Source organism: Virgibacillus halodenitrificans JCM 12304, assembly GCF_001310895.1.
Taxonomy (GTDB): Bacteria; Bacillota; Bacilli; order Bacillales; family Amphibacillaceae; genus Virgibacillus_Q; species Virgibacillus_Q halodenitrificans.
In genome coordinates this window covers 33,052-50,987 of the sequence record NZ_BAZS01000004.1, presented here as the reverse complement: position 1 = coordinate 50,987, position 17,936 = coordinate 33,052, and the positions used below count along the sequence as shown (strand labels likewise).

The 17,936-nt window shown below is 37.8% G+C and carries 17 protein-coding genes and 1 pseudogene; 2 read left to right on the top strand and 16 right to left on the bottom strand.

Features of this window, described 5'->3' with window-relative positions:
* Nucleotides 1-139 precede the first annotated feature (139 nt).
* The gene (locus JCM12304_RS03615) at nucleotides 140-628 is read left to right on the top strand and encodes a DUF1189 family protein (RefSeq protein ID WP_060678562.1); all 489 of its coding nucleotides are present in this window, start codon (nucleotides 140-142) and stop codon (nucleotides 626-628) included.
* Nucleotides 629-1,021: 393 nt separating this feature from the next.
* Here JCM12304_RS03615 and rpsR read toward each other — a convergent pair whose 3' ends face one another.
* From rpsR to JCM12304_RS03580, 7 genes and pseudogenes are all read right to left on the bottom strand, one after another.
* A complete protein-coding gene (gene rpsR, locus JCM12304_RS03610) occupies nucleotides 1,022-1,252 on the bottom strand; it encodes a 30S ribosomal protein S18 (protein WP_019375779.1) in 231 nt (76 codons plus the stop codon).
* 35 nt (nucleotides 1,253-1,287) lie between these two features.
* Complete coding sequence (ssb, locus tag JCM12304_RS03605; protein WP_019375778.1) at nucleotides 1,288-1,776, bottom strand: single-stranded DNA-binding protein; 489 nt, start codon at nucleotides 1,774-1,776, stop codon at nucleotides 1,288-1,290.
* 15 nt (nucleotides 1,777-1,791) lie between these two features.
* Nucleotides 1,792-2,082 (bottom strand): 30S ribosomal protein S6, encoded by a 291-nt coding sequence (gene rpsF, locus JCM12304_RS03600; RefSeq protein ID WP_019375777.1) that lies wholly within the window; start codon nucleotides 2,080-2,082, stop codon nucleotides 1,792-1,794.
* Nucleotides 2,083-2,352: 270 nt separating this feature from the next.
* Nucleotides 2,353-3,451: pseudogene (gene ychF / locus JCM12304_RS03595) on the bottom strand (redox-regulated ATPase YchF).
* Nucleotides 3,452-3,737: 286 nt separating this feature from the next.
* Entirely contained in the window at nucleotides 3,738-3,938 is a 201-nt protein-coding gene (locus JCM12304_RS03590) for a DUF951 domain-containing protein (protein ID WP_019375775.1), read from the bottom strand.
* A gap of 38 nt (nucleotides 3,939-3,976) precedes the next feature.
* Nucleotides 3,977-4,915 (bottom strand): mechanosensitive ion channel family protein, encoded by a 939-nt coding sequence (locus JCM12304_RS03585; RefSeq protein WP_077358997.1) that lies wholly within the window; start codon nucleotides 4,913-4,915, stop codon nucleotides 3,977-3,979.
* Between the two features lie 58 nt (nucleotides 4,916-4,973).
* Nucleotides 4,974-6,002, bottom strand: a complete 1,029-nt coding sequence (locus JCM12304_RS03580) for a YkvI family membrane protein (RefSeq protein WP_060678561.1) — start codon at nucleotides 6,000-6,002, stop codon at nucleotides 4,974-4,976.
* 86 nt (nucleotides 6,003-6,088) lie between these two features.
* Here JCM12304_RS03580 and yyaC point away from each other — a divergent pair, with 86 nt between their 5' ends.
* Entirely contained in the window at nucleotides 6,089-6,706 is a 618-nt protein-coding gene (gene yyaC, locus JCM12304_RS03575; protein ID WP_019375772.1) for a spore protease YyaC, read from the top strand.
* 778 nt (nucleotides 6,707-7,484) lie between these two features.
* Here yyaC and JCM12304_RS03570 read toward each other — a convergent pair.
* From JCM12304_RS03570 to JCM12304_RS03530, 9 genes are all read right to left on the bottom strand, one after another.
* On the bottom strand, nucleotides 7,485-8,195 hold the full coding sequence (locus JCM12304_RS03570; RefSeq protein ID WP_060678560.1) for a DUF554 domain-containing protein: 711 nt from the start codon (nucleotides 8,193-8,195) through the stop codon (nucleotides 7,485-7,487).
* Nucleotides 8,196-8,210: 15 nt separating this feature from the next.
* Complete coding sequence (locus JCM12304_RS03565; RefSeq protein WP_060678559.1) at nucleotides 8,211-9,368, bottom strand: aminotransferase class V-fold PLP-dependent enzyme; 1,158 nt, start codon at nucleotides 9,366-9,368, stop codon at nucleotides 8,211-8,213.
* Nucleotides 9,369-9,537: 169 nt separating this feature from the next.
* On the bottom strand, nucleotides 9,538-10,374 hold the full coding sequence (locus tag JCM12304_RS03560; RefSeq protein WP_019377830.1) for a ParB/RepB/Spo0J family partition protein: 837 nt from the start codon (nucleotides 10,372-10,374) through the stop codon (nucleotides 9,538-9,540).
* Entirely contained in the window at nucleotides 10,355-11,128 is a 774-nt protein-coding gene (locus tag JCM12304_RS03555) for a ParA family protein (RefSeq protein WP_019377829.1), read from the bottom strand. Before JCM12304_RS03555 ends, JCM12304_RS03560 begins: the two co-directional genes overlap by 20 nt.
* 229 nt (nucleotides 11,129-11,357) lie before the next feature.
* Entirely contained in the window at nucleotides 11,358-12,224 is an 867-nt protein-coding gene (noc, locus tag JCM12304_RS03550; RefSeq protein ID WP_019377828.1) for a nucleoid occlusion protein, read from the bottom strand.
* A gap of 261 nt (nucleotides 12,225-12,485) precedes the next feature.
* Nucleotides 12,486-13,202: a 16S rRNA (guanine(527)-N(7))-methyltransferase RsmG gene (gene rsmG, locus JCM12304_RS03545; RefSeq protein WP_060678558.1), complete on the bottom strand. Its 717-nt coding sequence runs from the start codon at nucleotides 13,200-13,202 to the stop codon at nucleotides 12,486-12,488.
* 116 nt (nucleotides 13,203-13,318) lie between these two features.
* Nucleotides 13,319-15,196, bottom strand: a complete 1,878-nt coding sequence (gene mnmG / locus JCM12304_RS03540) for a tRNA uridine-5-carboxymethylaminomethyl(34) synthesis enzyme MnmG (RefSeq protein WP_060678557.1) — start codon at nucleotides 15,194-15,196, stop codon at nucleotides 13,319-13,321.
* A 117-nt stretch (nucleotides 15,197-15,313) separates the two neighbouring features.
* A complete protein-coding gene (gene mnmE / locus JCM12304_RS03535; protein ID WP_060678556.1) occupies nucleotides 15,314-16,690 on the bottom strand; it encodes a tRNA uridine-5-carboxymethylaminomethyl(34) synthesis GTPase MnmE in 1,377 nt (458 codons plus the stop codon).
* Between the two features lie 179 nt (nucleotides 16,691-16,869).
* Entirely contained in the window at nucleotides 16,870-17,844 is a 975-nt protein-coding gene (locus tag JCM12304_RS03530) for a M20/M25/M40 family metallo-hydrolase (RefSeq protein WP_060678555.1), read from the bottom strand.
* Nucleotides 17,845-17,936: the final 92 nt, after the last annotated feature.

Sequence of the window (17,936 nt, the reverse complement as noted above, 5' to 3'; positions counted from 1 at the left end):
AATACTACGTTGGCAACATATTAAATTTCTAGTTTTTGGTTGTGTTGTTAGCATCATTTGTTACACCTGGAACAGCATCTTATTTTATTGATTAAAAACTACTCTATCTTAATTATTTACCATTAAAGGATGAAGTCCATTGATTTTTTTGCAAACGTTTCTCCATAGTATCAAACTGCCATCCAAAAAGGCAACATTCTGGCTCAATCGAATTGGAATGGACATTGCTGTCATCTACATGTTTTTACTCTTGTTTATTGTCTCTGTGCCTTCCCTTGTTGACAGGCTGACATCTGCGGAGGGGATTAGTGCAGAATTAAATATATTTTTTCTGTTTATTTACTTTTTTATTTTCTATTACTTACCAATGACTGTTCTCGTTTTCATTATGATTTCTGTTATAGCTTATATTGGGACAGGAATAGCTAAGCTGATGGACCGAAAATTACGCTTCGCTATCCTTTGGAAAATGACGGCTTTTACAACAACCATTCCTTTTCTGTTATACACGGTACTCGCCTTACTATTCAAAGTGAATGACAGCTATCTTGGCTTATTTTTTATTTATTCCTTTGCATTTTTAGTTGCCATTATTTCTATATATCCGAAACGCAGAAAAAAGAATTAAAACATTATTATTTTCTACTGTTTAAAAAAACTTTCAAATATGGCTGTCTTGCCAATTTGAAGGTTTTTTCTTGTGGTACATTCATAGTAGGAGATAATTGCGAACTAAAGGATGGAGCAATCTTATGTATCTGCCGAAGATGATATTAATCAGCTGCAGAGTGGACGTATCTGCCGGAGATATTTAAGAATTAGCTATAGTTTGCTTACCATACGTTATTTTCCAACAACCCTGTTTACCATTTCACCAAAAGTTAGTTCTTAGTGTAGGTTGTGGGTCATTAGAACGTCTCCATCTAAAACTGCAAAATCAAAATTAGAGGAACATAAAATAACCCGAATCATTATCCATGATCCGGGTTACGTTTAAGTTATTTAGAATAACCTTATACTATTACTCTGCTACGAAAGGCAATAATGCCATTGTACGAGCACGTTTAATTGCTCTTGTAAGTTTACGTTGGTATTTTGCAGAAGTTCCAGTTACACGACGAGGAAGAATTTTCCCACGCTCTGAAATGAAACGTCTTAGCAAGTCAACATCTTTATAATCGATGTGGGTAATACCGTTTGCAGTGAAATAACACACTTTACGACGCTTTGCACGTCCGCGACGAGCTGCCATTTATATCACTCCTTCAATTTATTTACGCTTCCTTCTTAGAAAGGAAGATCATCATCTGATATATCGATAGGTTCCCCATTATTTCTAAAAGGGTCCTCTTGAGGTTGATTCTGGTTTTGATTTTGGTTCTGATTCGGTTGAAATTGGTTCTGGTTACTGTTTTGCTGGAATCCTGATGCACCCTGACCTCTATCCTGAGACGAGCCTTTTGATTCTAAAAATTGTACACTGTCTGCCACAATTTCTGTAACAAAAACAGTTTTACCATCTTGTCCTTCAAATGTACGTGTTTGTACACGGCCATCTACACCAATCATGCTACCTTTTTTCATGAAATTAGCGAGATTTTCTGCCGGTCTACGCCAAACAACACAGTTAATAAAGTCAGCTTCGCGATTGCCCTGCTGATTTGAAAAAGGTCGATTAACTGCTATGGTGAAGTTAGCTACTGCAACTCCGTTTGGTGTATAACGTAAATCAGGATCCTTCGTTAACCTGCCGACAAGTACGACACGATTTAACATCAGAACCACTCCTTATTATTGATCATCTTCTCGAACTGCAATATGACGAATAATATCATCAGAGAACTTAGCTAAACGATCAAATTCATTGATTGCTTTTTCATCACTGCTGAAGTTAATGATAACATAGTATCCATCACGGTAATCATTGATTTCATAAGCAAGACGCTTCTTGCCTTTTTCATCAACTTTTTCAATCTCCGCCCCATTATCAGTTAAAATGCCATTGAAACGCTCAATCAAAGCTGTTTGAGCTTCTTCTTCCATGTCTGGGCGGATGATGTACATGATTTCGTATTTTCTCATCCGTTACACCTCCTTTTGGTCTTAACGGCTCCCAATATTTCATGAGAGCAAGGAGTAATCGTAAATTTAATTACTCACAATGTTGTATTATACCAAATCTTTTTTAAAATAACAAGCCTTCGAGAGATCCTTTTTTACGTTATTAACCTTTTAATAAAACTTCATCATTTGTTTGGCAAGGTGCTTGTACCTTTGCTTGGTCTAAGATCGTTTATAATTTGTTAACTTAGAGCAATATACTAATTTTTCTTGTCACGTCCTTGCTAGTCCTTACACATTAAAACGGAAATGAATGACATCTCCATCTTGCACAATATACTCTTTACCTTCTAAGCGGACTTTCCCTTTTTCACGGGCCTGAGCATGGCGCCTGCTTCCACTAGGTCTCCATAGGAAACTGTTTCCGCACGGATAAAACCTCTTTCGAAGTCTGTATGAATAATACCCGCTGCCTGAGGGGCTTTGATTCCTTTACGAAATGTCCATGCACGTACTTCTTGTTCTCCAGCTGTGAAATAAGTCGCCAACCCAAGTAGGTTATAGGAAGCTTTGATCAATTTATCCAGGCCGGACTCGGTAATACCCAAATCTTCCAGGAACATTTCCTTTTCTTCTTGATCAAGTTCAGAAATTTCCTCTTCGATCTTTGCACATATCACGATAACCTCAGCATTTTCCTTTGCAGCATATTCCTTCACCTGTTGGACATAAGTATTGCCCTCAGGGTCGGCTACTTCTTCCTCACTTACATTTGCTACATACAAGGTTGGTTTACTTGTTAGTAAATGAAGACCTTTTACAATCTTCCATTGGTCTTCTGAATATTCCAATGCACGAGCTGGAATTTCTTCTTCCAGCCCTTCCTTTATCTTTTCAAGGACTGTCTGCTCAGCAACTGCTTCTTTATCCTTCTGTCTGGCAAGTTTCTCTACACGTTGGAGCCGTTTATTAACAGTTTCTAAGTCTGCTAAAATTAGCTCTAAATTAATTACTTCAATATCTTCTATTGGGTCAACCTTTCCTGACACATGGGTGATGTTTTCATCCTCAAAACAACGTACCACCTGACAGATTGCATCAACCTGGCGAATATGAGATAAAAATTGGTTCCCCAATCCTTCCCCTTTACTTGCGCCTTTCACAATACCAGCTATATCTGTGAACTCAAATGCTGTTGGTACTGTCTTTTTTGGCTTTACTAGTTCTGTTAATTTATTTAAACGATAATCAGGCACTTCAACAATTCCCACATTCGGTCAATGGTAGCAAATGGATAGTTTGCAGCCTCTGCACCAGCTTGTGTAATAGCATTAAAAAGTGTTGATTTTCCTACGTTGGGAAGCCCGACGATTCCTGCTGTTAATGCCATGCAACTTTCACTCCTTAAGGATTTCATTCATATGAACGCGTTAGTCATCCTAATTATAGATACTTGCTTTCAAATTGACAAGTTAACAAAAAGCAAAAACAGGCGCTATCCAAAGGCCTGTTTTTGCTTTTTCACCGACCAAATCTACGAATTTAACCGTTCTGCTCCTATCGTACCATTAAATCGTTTCTTTCGTCTATTTTTTATTATTTATTTAGCTATCTCTTTCATCAGTTCTTAAGCTCGGTCCATTAGGATTTGAAGTGTAAGTACAGGTGGCTTCTTTTTACTCCTGCTCCGCCTTTTCAATAACCTTTTTCAGCTTTTTTGTGAATTCTCTGCGCGGAATCATAACACTATGGCCACAGCCTAAACATTTAATTCGAATATCCATCCCCATGCGAATAATTTTCCATTTGTTTTCTCCACAAGGATGAGGTTTTTTCATTTGTACAACATCATTTAGTCCAAACTCAGTTTCCGCCATAACTCTTTCTCCTTTTTTTACTCTCATTATAACAAAAGTTATTGGCCACGCTCTCTGTTTTTGTCTAAAATATTATCTTTTTCATTTCCGGAATACATAACAATACGTGGTGATGGTATTTCGACTCCTTCCTGATATAGCTTATGTTGAATTTCCCTGCGGATATTCCGTTCACCTGCCCATTGGAAGCCTGGAAGTGTTTCTGCAATAACTCTAATTACAAAGTGAGATACATCCAAATTCTGTACCCCAATAATTTCCGGTTTACCTACAATAAAGTCATATTTATCTGGTAAGGTTTCCACGATTTCCTCAATGAGCGGCTCCGCTTCCGCCACATTGCTTTCATAAGGAATATTTATATCTACTATAGATAACCCATTGTGTACCGAATAATTGATTACCTGGGTGACGTTCCCATTAGGTAGAATATTCATTTCACCTGTCCAGCTAAGCACCTTTGTAGTACGTAGTCCAATCTCTTCTACAGTGCCCTCTATTCCGGCTACACCGACATAGTCTCCTACAGAAAATTGATCTTCAAAGATAATGAAAAAGCCGGAAATAATATCACGAACGAGATTCTGCGCTCCAAAACCAATAGCTAAGCCGGCAACCCCTGCCCCTGCTAATAGAGCTCCAACTTGAAATCCAAGCACATTATCCAGGATCATCATAATCGCAATAAAGTAAACGACATATGCCACAACGTTTTTAATTAATTTTTTTAACGTATTCTCGCGTCGTTCTGTAAGCCGAATCGGCCCCTTTTCCCGCCGTTTAAACAGTCTGTCAACCAGATTTCTGGATATACGAACAAATGTTAAGGCAACAATTACAATGAAGAAAATCTTCAATGCGGCAATTCCAATGGAAATCCACAGGTCGGGAGAGAACAAAAAATCCCATAAATGCCCTATATCTTCATTAACTTTTTCTATATCTTCACCTAAATCTACTTCGTTTTTTGTAGCCATGCTTATACCTCCTATGTTCCCTGGTGCTTTTCTATAGTAATTCTATGTGTGTTGTTTTTTATGAGGTGGGAGGGGAATCTGTTCTTTTCCACAATGGAAATAGCAATAATCGGACAAGTACATATAAATTTAGTATCCCATAGATAGGATACAAATAACTTACCAAAGTTGAAAATCCAAATGCAGTCAATGGCAGCATAGTGATTAGTGTTATAACAACAATGAGCCATAATGGTAACCGAAAAAATTCCTGTACCCTTGTAACAATGCCTAACACACCCGAGGCTGCTGTTGTAAATATAGCAAACCATAGTAAGATACTCATGAAGATAAGCATTTCCAATGGATAGTGCTTTAAAATGGCGAATAAAGGAATTTCATACACGAGGATCTCGTCCGCAATCTGTATAAGACTATTATTATATATATATGTAATAATCCCTAAAATCAAGCCACTTCCAACACTTGCTATTACAATTTCACCTTTTGATTTAACTTTATTTCCAATCGCCCCAAGCACAGCAATTAACGGTAAAATATTTAACGCTGTAAAAGGAAATGCTGCCGTCCAATTTCGTTGCTCATGCCAATGGGAAAATAGAGAAAGATTCTGATCGTACGTAAACATGATCAATACAAATAACAGCCCACCTAATAATAGAGGCAACACAAATTGATTAACTGATAATAATCCATTTATATCCTTAATAAATAAAATAATCAAGGCAAATATCATAATACCTATTCCCCAAATATATGGAAAATTAAACGCTCTTCCAGTTGCCCCACTCCCCGCAATCATTACTACAGTAGTTGTAAATAAATACAAAAAAATCATGACGTCATATACACCGGTTAATTTTATTCCAACAATTTCCTTTAAGACAGGCAAGTATTGCGTAGATTCTTTTTTGTGACTTATATCCATAATTACCATGCAACAAATAGAAAAGAAAACAATGAACAACAGAATAGCAAGTCCACTTTCATGCCCAAAAAATTGCCATAATTCCCTGCCCGATGCATATCCTGCGCCAATCGTTGTTCCTATAATTAAAAACATCCATTTTAGCCCCGCACGTATCATTACTTTTCCTCCAATATTTTAGAATCCATGTATAGATTTTTGAAAATTTCCGTATACTATACCAATATGTTTCTGGAGGATAAGCTATGAGTCTTATAAATCGTTTCAAAAATAAAAATGAAAGTTTTCGTATGTTTTACCAGGAAGCAGAGCTAAAAACTTCTTTAGGAGAAAAATTAATCTCCTGGTTTCCCACAACTCCACGAGATTATATTGTTGTTTTTATTGGAACAGATCGATCTACAGGAGATGCGCTTGGTCCACTGGCTGGTTCCTTGTTCTCCTCGCTCAATCCGAAACATTTAACAATCTATGGTACGTTGCATCAACCTGTACATGCAACTAACCTGCAAGATTATCTGGATAAAATAAAGTCAAAACACAGGAACCCCTTTATTATCGCAATAGATGCCTGCCTCGGCAAAAACACATCCATTGGTCAGCTTATAGCTGGGACAGGCCCAATTAGCCCCGGAGCCGCCTTAAATAAGCGTCTACCTGATGTGGGAGATATTCATGTGACTGGGGTAGTTAATATAAGTGGGTTTATGGAATATGCTGTATTACAAAATACCAGATTATCAATCGTAATGGATATGGCAACAAAAATTTCCGAGTTATTGGCATATATAGATCAGCGGCTTTGTTATCAACACACCCAGCCTGCAATTGTGTTACCAATAAACAAAGAAAAAACGATGTAAGTGGAAGCACCTTGCTTTAGCTAACATACTTATAAAAACGGTTATGCTGCAAATGACAGGATACAATCGTATTTTGTTTATTCATAGTTAGAAGGAAACTGCAAACTAGTGAAAACTACTATAAGTATTACGCCACCCTAAAAAGCGGTTTCCTTTTTCGAGGAAGTTGGTCATGCAATCGGTGCCAAAGTTATTTTTGGCAGGAAGAGGAAACGCAATCCCAAATGTTTTCGGTGGGGCGAGTTAGCGCAGCCCCAGCCCCAGTCCCAGGACGTGACATTCATAGATTGCCATCTTCCATTCCAATCATTTTGTATCATCTTCAAAATTCAGATGCGGAGTGGTCTTTCCACTTGTCTTTTAAGATGTTAAACGAGCTTTTTTCTCCTAAAACTAAAGTCATTTATTTCTAAAAAGCAATTCTTAGCGAAGGGGAAATATGGAGACTCCTGCGGGAGGAGAGGCCTCGGTGAGACCCCGGAACGCGTTATAGGGGTTGGAAGGCTAAAGTCGCGACGTCCTGTCGCAACGCCTTCATGACCAACATCGTGTTGGCCCGAGGCTCATCAGCCGACCGCGGAAAGCGGAGTATTTCCCCGTAGCGGTGATTTATGCAGCCTCTATATTCTTAGTTTGTTCGTATTTTTTCTATTCTCCGTATCATTGCATAACCCCCAATAAATATTAGAACCTAAAAAACCAGACTCATTCTAATTTTAGCTAAAAAATAGAATGAGTCTGGTTTTTTCAACAGCATTTTTTGCATGTAAATAGGGATTTAAATAAAAAACTGATAAATGTAATAAATAAAAGCTACTGTTAAGATAGATGGTAATAGATTCCCTATCCGTATATTCGTTATTTTTAATAGATTTAGACCAATCGCCAGAATTAATAGTCCACCTACAGCGGTCAGTTCCACGATAAGACCATTTAAAAACGCTTCTGGTAACCATCTATCTATTTGTGTTGCCAATAAAGCAATTCCCCCTTGGTATACAACTACAGGAACAACAGAGAAGATAACTCCATAGCCCAGTGTCGTTGTAAGCACAAGTGCAACAAAACCGTCAATAACCCCTTTTGTAATCAAAATCTCATGATCTCCGCGAAGCCCACTGTCTAAGGCACCTATGACAGACATAGCACCAATAACAAATATAAGGGAGGCAGTAACAAATCCTTGAGACACACTGAATCCATCACCTGTATCACTGGCAAATTTACTTCCAATCCAGGAACCCAGACGATTTAACCCTTCTTCCACATGTAGTAACTCCCCAATCACAGCCCCCGTCAATAAACTTAATAACACAATAATAATAACTTCGGTGGAAAATGCCATTTGTAATCCAATTAGAATAACAGCAAGCCCTATCCCGTGCATAACAGTTTCTTTATATCTTTCAGGAATTTTCGTAAAAAATAATCCTAACAGACTTCCTACAATAATTAATAGCCCATTTACCAATGTTCCATATAAAACCATTCAACCCAACTCCAATTAATCAAAATCTGCGTAAGCCATTGCTATTTCTTTTATTGCATTTAGAAAAGTGTCTACTTCTTTTTCCGTATTATATATACCTAAGCTTGCACGGACAACCCCTTGCCCATGCGTGTTTAGAGTTTCATGGCCTAACGGGCTGCAATGTAAACCAGCACGTACTCCAATTTGGTAATGTGAATCTAAAATGGTTGCTATTTCTTGTGAGTTAACCTCTTGAATGTTAAAAGCAACAATTGGCATTTTCAGCTGATCGCCATCCACACTATAACAAATTACTCCCGGGATCTTTTCTAACCCGGCTTCCAACCTTCTAATCAAGATTGTTTCACGTGGAACATTTTCACCTTTTCGCTCTTCATAGCATTCCAAGGCCGCATAAAGCCCCGCAATTCCAGGTGTGTTTAACGTGCCACTCTCCAATTTTTCCGGTAAGTTTTCTGGTTGATGTGGGGTATCAGAAAAACTGCCTGTCCCACCATGATGTAAAGGATTTAAAGTGATATCACCTTCCAACAAAAGCATTCCTGTACCTTGTGGACCAAGTAAGCCCTTGTGCCCCGGGAAAGCAAGCATATCAATCCCTTGCTCTTTCATATGGATAGGGATATGGCCGGCAGTTTGTGATGCATCCACTAATGTAATAATTCCTTTATTTCTCACTACATCTAATATTTTATCTATAGGGAGTACTGCACCAGTCACATTCGAGGCATGTGTCAGTGCTACTAATTTTGTTTTTCCCTTTATCTCTTGCTGAATTGCTTTTGTGAATTGTTCTTCATCTGGGGACCACGGTATATAAGTTATCTCTACACCAAATGCTTCTTTTATGTATTCAAGAGGTCTTCTTACAGAGTTATGCTCCAAGGAAGTAGAAATAACATGATCTCCATGCTCCCAGCTTAACCCTTTAATTGCCTGGTTTAAGGCTACCGTCGCATTATTATAAAAAAGCGCTTTTTTAGGATCCGTACAACCAAAGATATTTGCTGCTTTTTCTCTTGTTCTACGAATGATATCGGCTGCTTCCCTAGCTATTTTGTGTCCGCCTCTTCCTGGATTAGCACCTGTCGTGGTCATTACACGGACCATTGCTTCAACAACCTGTGGTGGCTTCGGAAATGAGGATGCAGCCTGATCAAAATATATCATTTGCCTTCCCCCTATATAAAATGATAATAAAGGACTGACGATCTCTTACGCCAGTCCTTCCATTAAAAACTATAAGATTTTGAACTACATAAAGCTTAATAGCAGGAGCCTGTTCAGTTCCAGCTCTAACGCTTTTTTAAAGATAATCGTCCAAAAAATGAAGCATTATTTACTTTTCAAGTGTTTCAATGATACGTTCCAGGTCTTCATCATTGTAAAATTCAATCTCGATTTTCCCTTTTCTTTTACCTCGATGAATATTTACAGATGTGCCAAACCTCTCTCTAAGGATCGACTCTCTTTCCTGTAAAAATATATCCTTTTTCGGTTTCTCTTTTTTCTTTACAGGTCTTTCATTTAGCTGATTAATCAGTTGTTCAACCTGTCGCACATTTAGTTTTTCATGACGGATTTTGTTTACAAAAGGAATTATTCTATCCTTTTCCTTCAAACCTAACAAAGCTCTGCCGTGCCCCATCGATAATTCTCCATTATTAATATATGCAATTACCTGTTCAGGCAAAGAGAGAAGACGGACGATGTTTGCAATGTGAGAACGGCTTTTCCCTAACTTTTTCGCCAATTCTTCCTGTGTAACCTTCAATTCTGTCATCAAATTAGCGTACGCTTGTGCTTCTTCAATTGGTGTTAGATCCTCACGCTGTAAATTTTCAAGTAAAGCCAGTTCCATCATTTTATCATCGGTTAATTCCTTGATGACAACAGGGATCTTATCAAGCCCTGCTTCCTTTGCTGCTCGAAAACGTCTCTCACCGACTACAATTTCATAGCCTTTAATACTCTTTCTGACAATAAGAGGTTGAATAATCCCATATTCAAGAATGGAATCCTTTAATTCCTCAATTGCATCTGCATGAAATGTCTTTCTTGGTTGATATGGATTCGGTCTACACTCAGTAATTGCAATTTCTTGAATGATGTCATCCTCTTTTTCTTCAATATCTGGAAAGAAAGCATTAATCCCTTTACCTAACCCTTTCGCCATTGGCCATCACTTCCTTTGCTAACTCCAAATATACTTCTGCGCCCCTTGATTTTGGATCATATGTGATAATCGGTTGTCCATGGCTGGGTGCTTCGCCTAACCTTACATTTCTAGGTATGATGGAATTATACACTTTATCCTGAAAATATTTCTTTACTTCTTCTATAACCTGGATACCAAGATTTGTTCTAGCATCTAACATTGTTAATAATACACCCTCAATCATTAATTGCTTATTGAGGTGTTTTTGGACTAAACGGATGGTATTTAGAAGCTGACTTAACCCTTCCAACGCATAATATTCACACTGCACCGGTATTAACACTGTGTCCGAGGAGGTCAAAGCGTTCAAGGTTAGTAGCCCTAAGGATGGTGGACAATCTATAATTATATAATCATACGTCTCTTTCAGTTCTTCTAATGATTTCTTCAAGCGAATTTCTCTTGAAATTGTAGGTACAAGTTCTATTTCCGCACCTGCAAGTTGAATGGTTGCCGGAATAATATCTAAGTTGTTTACACTTGTCGGGATACATACTTCCTCTGCTGGCATATCTTCTACAAGTACATTGTAAATACAATGCTTTACATCTGCTTTATTAACTCCTACCCCACTAGTTGCATTTCCTTGGGGATCTGTATCTACAAGCAATACTTTATTGCCCAAATGTGCAAGACATGCACTCAGATTAACAGATGAAGTTGTTTTCCCTACGCCACCTTTTTGATTTGCGATGGACATTATTTTTCCCATGTTGACACCTACCTAAACTATATACATATTATTCTATCATTAATAAAGAAAAAATGCCGAATAAAATGCGAATTGTAATTCATTATTAATCTCATTTAATCATTAAGTTATTTTAAACATAGTAGATCTTTTGAAGTCCTTATATCACTCATACTTCTCTCACTTAATATTTATTGGCAAAAAGCCCACCTTAACTAAGATGGGCGTTGAACATGAAGTATAAGATAAATTATTTCTTCTTAGGTATTTTAATTGTAATTTGATAACAGTCATCCAACTCTTGTTCATCTGATTCTACTTCTACACCTGTATCCGAAACCATACTTAGGGATTGGCGAATGGTATTCATTGCGATCCGAATATCTTTGTTAAAGCCTTTTAACTTCGTTTTTTTCTTTTTCGGCTCAGCCTGAGGCTCATTCATTTTAGCAATTTTCTCTTCTGTTTGCTTTACATTTAAATCATTTTCCAGGATTTCCTTCAATACTTTTAATTGCTTCTCTGGATCTCCCAATTTGATTAGTGCTCTAGCATGTCGCTCAGTAATTTCTTTATTTAAAATAGATTGCTGTACCTCTTCAGGGAGTTTTAATAACCGAATCTTATTCGCTATAGTAGATTGGCTTTTACCAAGACGCTGAGCTAAAGCCTCCTGTGTAATCCCATGCAACTCCAGTAATTTCCCATAAGCTGTTGCTTCTTCTATAACAGTTAATTCTTCCCTTTGCAGGTTCTCAATCAATGCTACAGAGGCTGTTTCAGCATTCGTCATTTCCCGAATAATAGCTGAAACATTTTCCCAACCAAGTGATTGAACGGCACGCCACCTTCGCTCACCTGCAATCAATTCATATTTATTTTCTTCATCCTCTATCTTACGAACCACAATGGGCTGAATCATCCCATGTGTATGAATAGTCTGGGCAAGTTCTTTTATCTTTTCCTCATTAAAGATAGACCTTGGCTGATAACGGTTTGGTTCAATATTTTGTACAGGCAATTGAACCACTTCATCTGGATGAAAATCTACCTCTTCCGGTTCAGCATCTGCCTTGTTGTCTCCCAAACCAAAGATTCTATTAAAAGGCTTTACCACTATAAGACACCACCTTTATATACTTTAACAAACTATCAATCTATGTATAAAATAGAAAATGTTCCACGTGAAACATTTTCTATGAATAGACGTAATCACATAAATAATTAATTAAAAACAATTAATAAGAAAAAACGCAACAACAAACCTGTTGCGTAGTTCATTTTTTCGTCTGTTCCTATTACCATTTTACCACATTTACTAGAATAAAAGTATTAAATCAGTAAATATATTGTTGCTTCTTTCTCCACACCTATTAAACTATTCTATTGGATCTTTGTTTGGTGTGCCGGCTTTTCTTGGGTATTTTTTTGGGGTTTTTTTCGTTTTTTCGACGATTACAATGGATCGCTCACTATCTTCATTTGGAAGGGTAAAGGTATAAGTTTCACGTAACGTACCACCTAATAATTCAATGGCAGAAGCTCCAACAGATATTTCCTCTTTCGCCTGTGCACCCTTCATTGCTACGAAACTGCCACCTTTTTTAACTAAAGGGAGACATAATTCACTCAAAACGGACATTCGAGCTACAGCTCTTGCTGTAACAATGTCAAATGTTTCTCTAAACTGTGTATGCTTGCCAAAGTTCTCAGCACGATCATGATAAAATGCCACATTATCTATTTCCAATTTTGTTGCTAATTCATTTAAAAAACCAATTCGCTTTTTTAACGAATCAACAATAGTTACTTGTAAGTGCGGAAAGCAAATTTTTAATGGCAGACTTGGAAAACCAGCTCCTGCCCCAACATCACATATATTTTCTACTGTATTAAAATCTACATAAAATGCTGCAGAAATAGAATCATAAAAATGTTTTAAATAAACATCCTGTTTATCTGTAAGTGCAGTTAAATTAATTTTTTCATTCCACTCAATTAATGTCTCATAATAAATAGAAAATTGCTTTTTTTGGTGATCATTTAACTCAATACCTTTATCCATCAATGCAAGCGTAAATTGTTCTGGATTCATAAAGACTTATCTCCTTATTTATGTATGGGATAAGAGACTACCTTTATGGCAGCCTCTTAAAATTCTAATAAAGCATTTTCTCTCTGTAAAGCATCATGTATTCGAAGCCTAATTTGCTACCCTGCAATGTTCCCTTGTTCAATATACACAAGTAATATGGAAACATCTGCCGGATTTACACCAGATATTCGTGATGCTTGACCTACAGATAGAGGGCGAACTTTTTTAAGCTTCTCTCGCGCTTCAGTTGCAATACCGCTAATTGCATCGTAATCGATATCCTCTGGAATTTTTTTGTCTTCCATTTTCAACATGCGGGCAACTTGTTCTTTTGCTTTATTAATATACCCTTCATACTTAATTTGAATGCCAACCTGTTCCTGTACATCAACAGGAAGGTTCGCATGCTCTGGAAGCATTTGATCAACCAATTCATAGCTAAGCTCTGGACGCTTCATTAAATCATAAGCTTTAAATGCTTCTTTTAATGGTGTTCCACCAGCATTCGTTATGATATTGTTAACATCTTCATTTGGTTTAATAACAATTTTATTTAGACGTTTTTTCTCTTCTTCTACAAGGCGCTTTTTCTCAAGGAATTTTGCATAACGTTCTTCTGATATGATTCCAAGTTTATGTCCAACCTCAGTTAGACGAAGGTCGGCATTATCATGACGTAATAATAAACGATATTCTGCTCGTGAGGTAAGAAGACGATATGGCTCGTTTGTTCCTTTTGTCACTAAATCATCTATTAATACACCAATATAAGCTTGAGAGCGATCAAGAATTACCGGGTCTTTACCTTGCACTTTTGCAGCTGCATTAATACCTGCCATAATCCCTTGAGCTGCTGCTTCTTCATAACCTGAGGTACCGTTAATTTGTCCAGCCGTAAACAAACCAGGAATCTTCTTTGTCTCCAATGTCGGCCAAAGCTGTGTAGGTACGACGGCATCATATTCAATTGCATAGCCTGCACGCATAATTTCAGCATTTTCAAGCCCTTTTACACTACGTACCATTTCATGTTGAATAGATTCCGGTAAAGAAGTTGATAAGCCCTGTACATATACCTCTTCTGTATCTCTTCCTTCCGGCTCCAAAAAGATTTGGTGACGTGGTTTGTCGTTAAATCGCACAATTTTATCTTCAATAGAAGGACAATAACGAGGTCCTGTTCCCCGCTTCATACCGGAATACATGGCTGAAAGCGACAAATTATCATTGATTACCTGATGGGTAAACTCATTGGTATAGGTTAACCAACAAGGAATTTGATCCGTAATATATTCTGTCGTTTCATAAGAAAAGCTTTGCGGCTTCTCGTCACCTGGTTGAATTTCTGTTTTGGAATAATCAATTGTATGGCTATTCACTCGTGGTGGTGTTCCTGTTTTAAACCTTGTAAGTTCAAAACCAAGATCCTCCAGATGTTCAGAAAGTTTAATGGATACGCGTTGGTTATTTGGACCACTTTCATACTCCAAATCTCCCATTAACACTTTTCCACGCATAAACGTACCAGTTGTTATAATTACCGTCCCTGCAGAGTAAGCTGCTTTTGTTTCCGTAATTACACCTTTACATACCCCATCTTCGACAATTAACTCATCAACCATACCTTGGCGTAATGTCAAATTAGGCTCATTTTCGATAATATTTTTCATTTCTTTTATATATAATGGTTTATCGGCTTGGGCACGTAATGCTTGCACTGCCGGTCCCTTACCAGTGTTTAGCATACGCATTTGAATATGCGTTTTATCAATTACTTTCGCCATTGCTCCTCCAAGGGCGTCTATTTCACGTACAACAATACCTTTTGCAGGGCCGCCTAAAGAAGGGTTACATGGCATAAAAGCGATCATGTCCAGATTCAATGTCAGCATTAATGTCTTTGCACCCATTCTCGCTGCTGCAAGACCTGCTTCTACGCCAGCATGTCCTGCTCCAATAACAATCACATCATAATGGCCAGCATTGTATGTCATAGTATTTCATCCTTTCTATATAAAAAGCACAGGTGTATGCCACAGGGCTGAATAGTTATTATTATTTTAACAAAATATCCCCTGAGCACACACCACTGCTACTAATTTTATCTATTGTTATTTTCCTAAGCAAAATTGCGAGAACAACTGATCAATTAAACTGTCACTAGCTGTATCACCAATGATTTCGCCTAAAAACTCCCACGTACGAGTCACGTCAATTTGTACAATATCCAAAGGCATTCCCATTTCCAGACCATTCACTGCATCTTCTAATGCTTGCTTAGCCTGCTTTAATAACTGGATATGTCTTACATTGGATACATATGTTAAATCACCTGTATCAATATCCCCGGCGAAAAATGTTTTCGCAATTGCAGCTTCCAATTCATTTATGCCCTCTTCTTCAATTAAAGAAGTCGTAACGACTGGGTTATTTTCTGCTAAATTCCTTACTTCATTTAAATCAAGCTTTTGTCCCAAATCTGTTTTATTGATAATTACAATATACTCAAGTCCCTGTATAGCTTCAAACAGCTTTCGATCCTCATCTGTAAGAGCTTCATTATAATTCAATACATACAGGATCAAATCTGATTCCTTCAGTACTTGTCTGGACCGTTCTACACCAATCTTTTCGACAATATCCTCTGTTTCCCGAATCCCCGCCGTATCGACGAGACGAAGTGGAACCCCACGGACATTCACGTACTCTTCTATAATATCACGGGTAGTACCCGGTATCTCTGTTACAATTGCTTTATTTTCCTGAACCAATGCATTCATTAAGGAAGATTTCCCTACATTTGGTCTGCCGATGATCGCAGTAGCCAATCCTTCACGCAAAATTTTTCCTTGTTTTGCTACTTCAAGTAGGTTTACTATTTCTTTATTGACCTCTTTTGTCTTTTGGCGCATCATTTCATGGGACATCTCTTCCACATCATCGTATTCTGGATAATCTATATTAACTTCCACGTGAGCAACGGTTTCCAGCAGCTCCTGTCTTAGACGCTGAATTAATCCAGATAACCTTCCATCCATTTGCTTCAGTGCCACAGACATTGCTTTATCTGTTTTTGCCCGGATTAAATCCATTACGGCTTCTGCCTGCGACAAATCAATTCGTCCATGCAGAAAAGCACGCTTGGTAAATTCCCCAGGCTCTGCTAAGCGGGCACCTTTACTAAGAACAATCTCTAATACGCGATTAACGGAGACCATCCCACCATGGCAATTTATTTCCACAACATCTTCCCTGGTAAATGTCTTCGGCGCACGCATTACGGAAACCATTACCTCCTCAGCAACTTCCTCTGTTTCTGGGTCAATAATCTTTCCATAATGAATCGTATGAGAATCTACCTCACCGAGATCTTTTCCCTTGTATAGTTGATTAGTTATTGAAATTGCCTCTGGGCCACTCAACCTCACAATAGCAATTGCTCCTTCACCAATTGGGGTTGATATAGCAGTAATTGTATCTGTTTCCATCGCTTTCACCTCCAACATGAATAATATATCTATGTTAATAACGAATGATAATATTTTATCGTCACTAACTTAATAGAATATCACAAATTACTTCAAAAATAAAGTTATCCACAAAAATATTTTATCTCACAAAAAAAGCCGGTTATCCACACTGTGAATAACCGGCTTTTAAGGTAATTTTACAATTCAGGTTCTTTATAATAGTAATCCACAGGTACTGGAGCTACCTGTGATTTTTCCAATGCTGGAGTGTCTTTTCTGGCTATTTGGTAGATAGCAGATCCAACAATATTAGACACGTCCTTTAATTTCTCTTTACTAATATATTTTAGTAAATCGTCTTCCGTATGATACCAAGGTTCTAGTGGTGTATGAATAAACAATGCTGCAGGAATTCCCAGGTTATGAAAAGGTACATGATCACTACGCCCTAATTCACTATACGGAACTAACTCACTAACACGCGAGCCTGCTGCCGCTCCAAGATCAGTTACGGTATTTTTTTCACCGTTTGCTGTGAACATAACTAAATCTCCAGCCTCTGCACTGCCTACCATATCCATTTGGAACATAGCAACAGTTTTATCTACCTCTTGATTCGTCATTTCTTCAGCATATCTGCGAGAGCCCCAAAGACCATACTCTTCTGCACCAAAAGCAACAAACTTAATAGTTGTATCTGTTGGCGTATCGGCAAACACCCTGGCAAGCTCTAACAATGCAGCTGTTCCAGACGCATCATCATTGGCTCCAGGCCCCCATGGCACAGAATCATGATGTGCACCGACAATAATTTCTTGACCTTTATTGTGATTTTTCATTGGTTCTTTTACAGCCTCCACGTTATAGGAGGTAATATTTTTGCCTCCCGAAGGAAATGTAAACTCATGTACCTTAACATCTTTATAGCCATAGCTTCTAAACTGATCCACCAGATAATCAACAGTCTCTAATTCTCCTTCTGTGCCTGCCCCACGAGAACCAATTACTTGAGATAAGTATGCAACATGATCATAAATATTTTCTGTCTTTACGCGCTTCACAATCTTATTATCAAATGCTTGGTCTGCGCCTCCGGCTGGTGAAGCATAAACTGGTGTAGCGATTAGTAAACATAACAGGAATACCATACTCGCCTTTTTAAAAAGTTTCATAAAATAATTCCACTCCCTTTCTCATTTTAGATTAAGTTCGATAAAATTTAATTTATCCCTTCTTTATTCTGAAAAATGAGAATTTATATCCG

Excerpts from the sequence above, each read along its gene's own strand:
- rpsR (WP_019375779.1), bottom strand. The coding sequence starts at position 1,252 with ATGGCAGCTCGTCGCGGACGTGCAAAGCGTCGTAAAGTGTGTTATTTC.
- ssb (WP_019375778.1), bottom strand. The coding sequence starts at position 1,776 with ATGTTAAATCGTGTCGTACTTGTCGGCAGGTTAACGAAGGATCCTGAT.
- rpsF (WP_019375777.1), bottom strand. The coding sequence starts at position 2,082 with ATGAGAAAATACGAAATCATGTACATCATCCGCCCAGACATGGAAGAA.
- JCM12304_RS03590 (WP_019375775.1), bottom strand. The coding sequence starts at position 3,938 with ATGGCGGAAACTGAGTTTGGACTAAATGATGTTGTACAAATGAAAAAA.
- JCM12304_RS03585 (WP_077358997.1), bottom strand. The coding sequence starts at position 4,915 with ATGGCTACAAAAAACGAAGTAGATTTAGGTGAAGATATAGAAAAAGTT.
- JCM12304_RS03580 (WP_060678561.1), bottom strand. The coding sequence starts at position 6,002 with ATGATACGTGCGGGGCTAAAATGGATGTTTTTAATTATAGGAACAACG.
- yyaC (WP_019375772.1), top strand. The coding sequence starts at position 6,089 with ATGAGTCTTATAAATCGTTTCAAAAATAAAAATGAAAGTTTTCGTATG.
- JCM12304_RS03570 (WP_060678560.1), bottom strand. The coding sequence starts at position 8,195 with ATGGTTTTATATGGAACATTGGTAAATGGGCTATTAATTATTGTAGGA.
- JCM12304_RS03565 (WP_060678559.1), bottom strand. The coding sequence starts at position 9,368 with ATGATATATTTTGATCAGGCTGCATCCTCATTTCCGAAGCCACCACAG.
- JCM12304_RS03560 (WP_019377830.1), bottom strand. The coding sequence starts at position 10,374 with ATGGCGAAAGGGTTAGGTAAAGGGATTAATGCTTTCTTTCCAGATATT.
- JCM12304_RS03555 (WP_019377829.1), bottom strand. The coding sequence starts at position 11,128 with ATGGGAAAAATAATGTCCATCGCAAATCAAAAAGGTGGCGTAGGGAAA.
- rsmG (WP_060678558.1), bottom strand. The coding sequence starts at position 13,202 with ATGAATCCAGAACAATTTACGCTTGCATTGATGGATAAAGGTATTGAG.
- mnmG (WP_060678557.1), bottom strand. The coding sequence starts at position 15,196 with ATGACATACAATGCTGGCCATTATGATGTGATTGTTATTGGAGCAGGA.
- mnmE (WP_060678556.1), bottom strand. The coding sequence starts at position 16,690 with ATGGAAACAGATACAATTACTGCTATATCAACCCCAATTGGTGAAGGA.
- JCM12304_RS03530 (WP_060678555.1), bottom strand. The coding sequence starts at position 17,844 with ATGAAACTTTTTAAAAAGGCGAGTATGGTATTCCTGTTATGTTTACTA.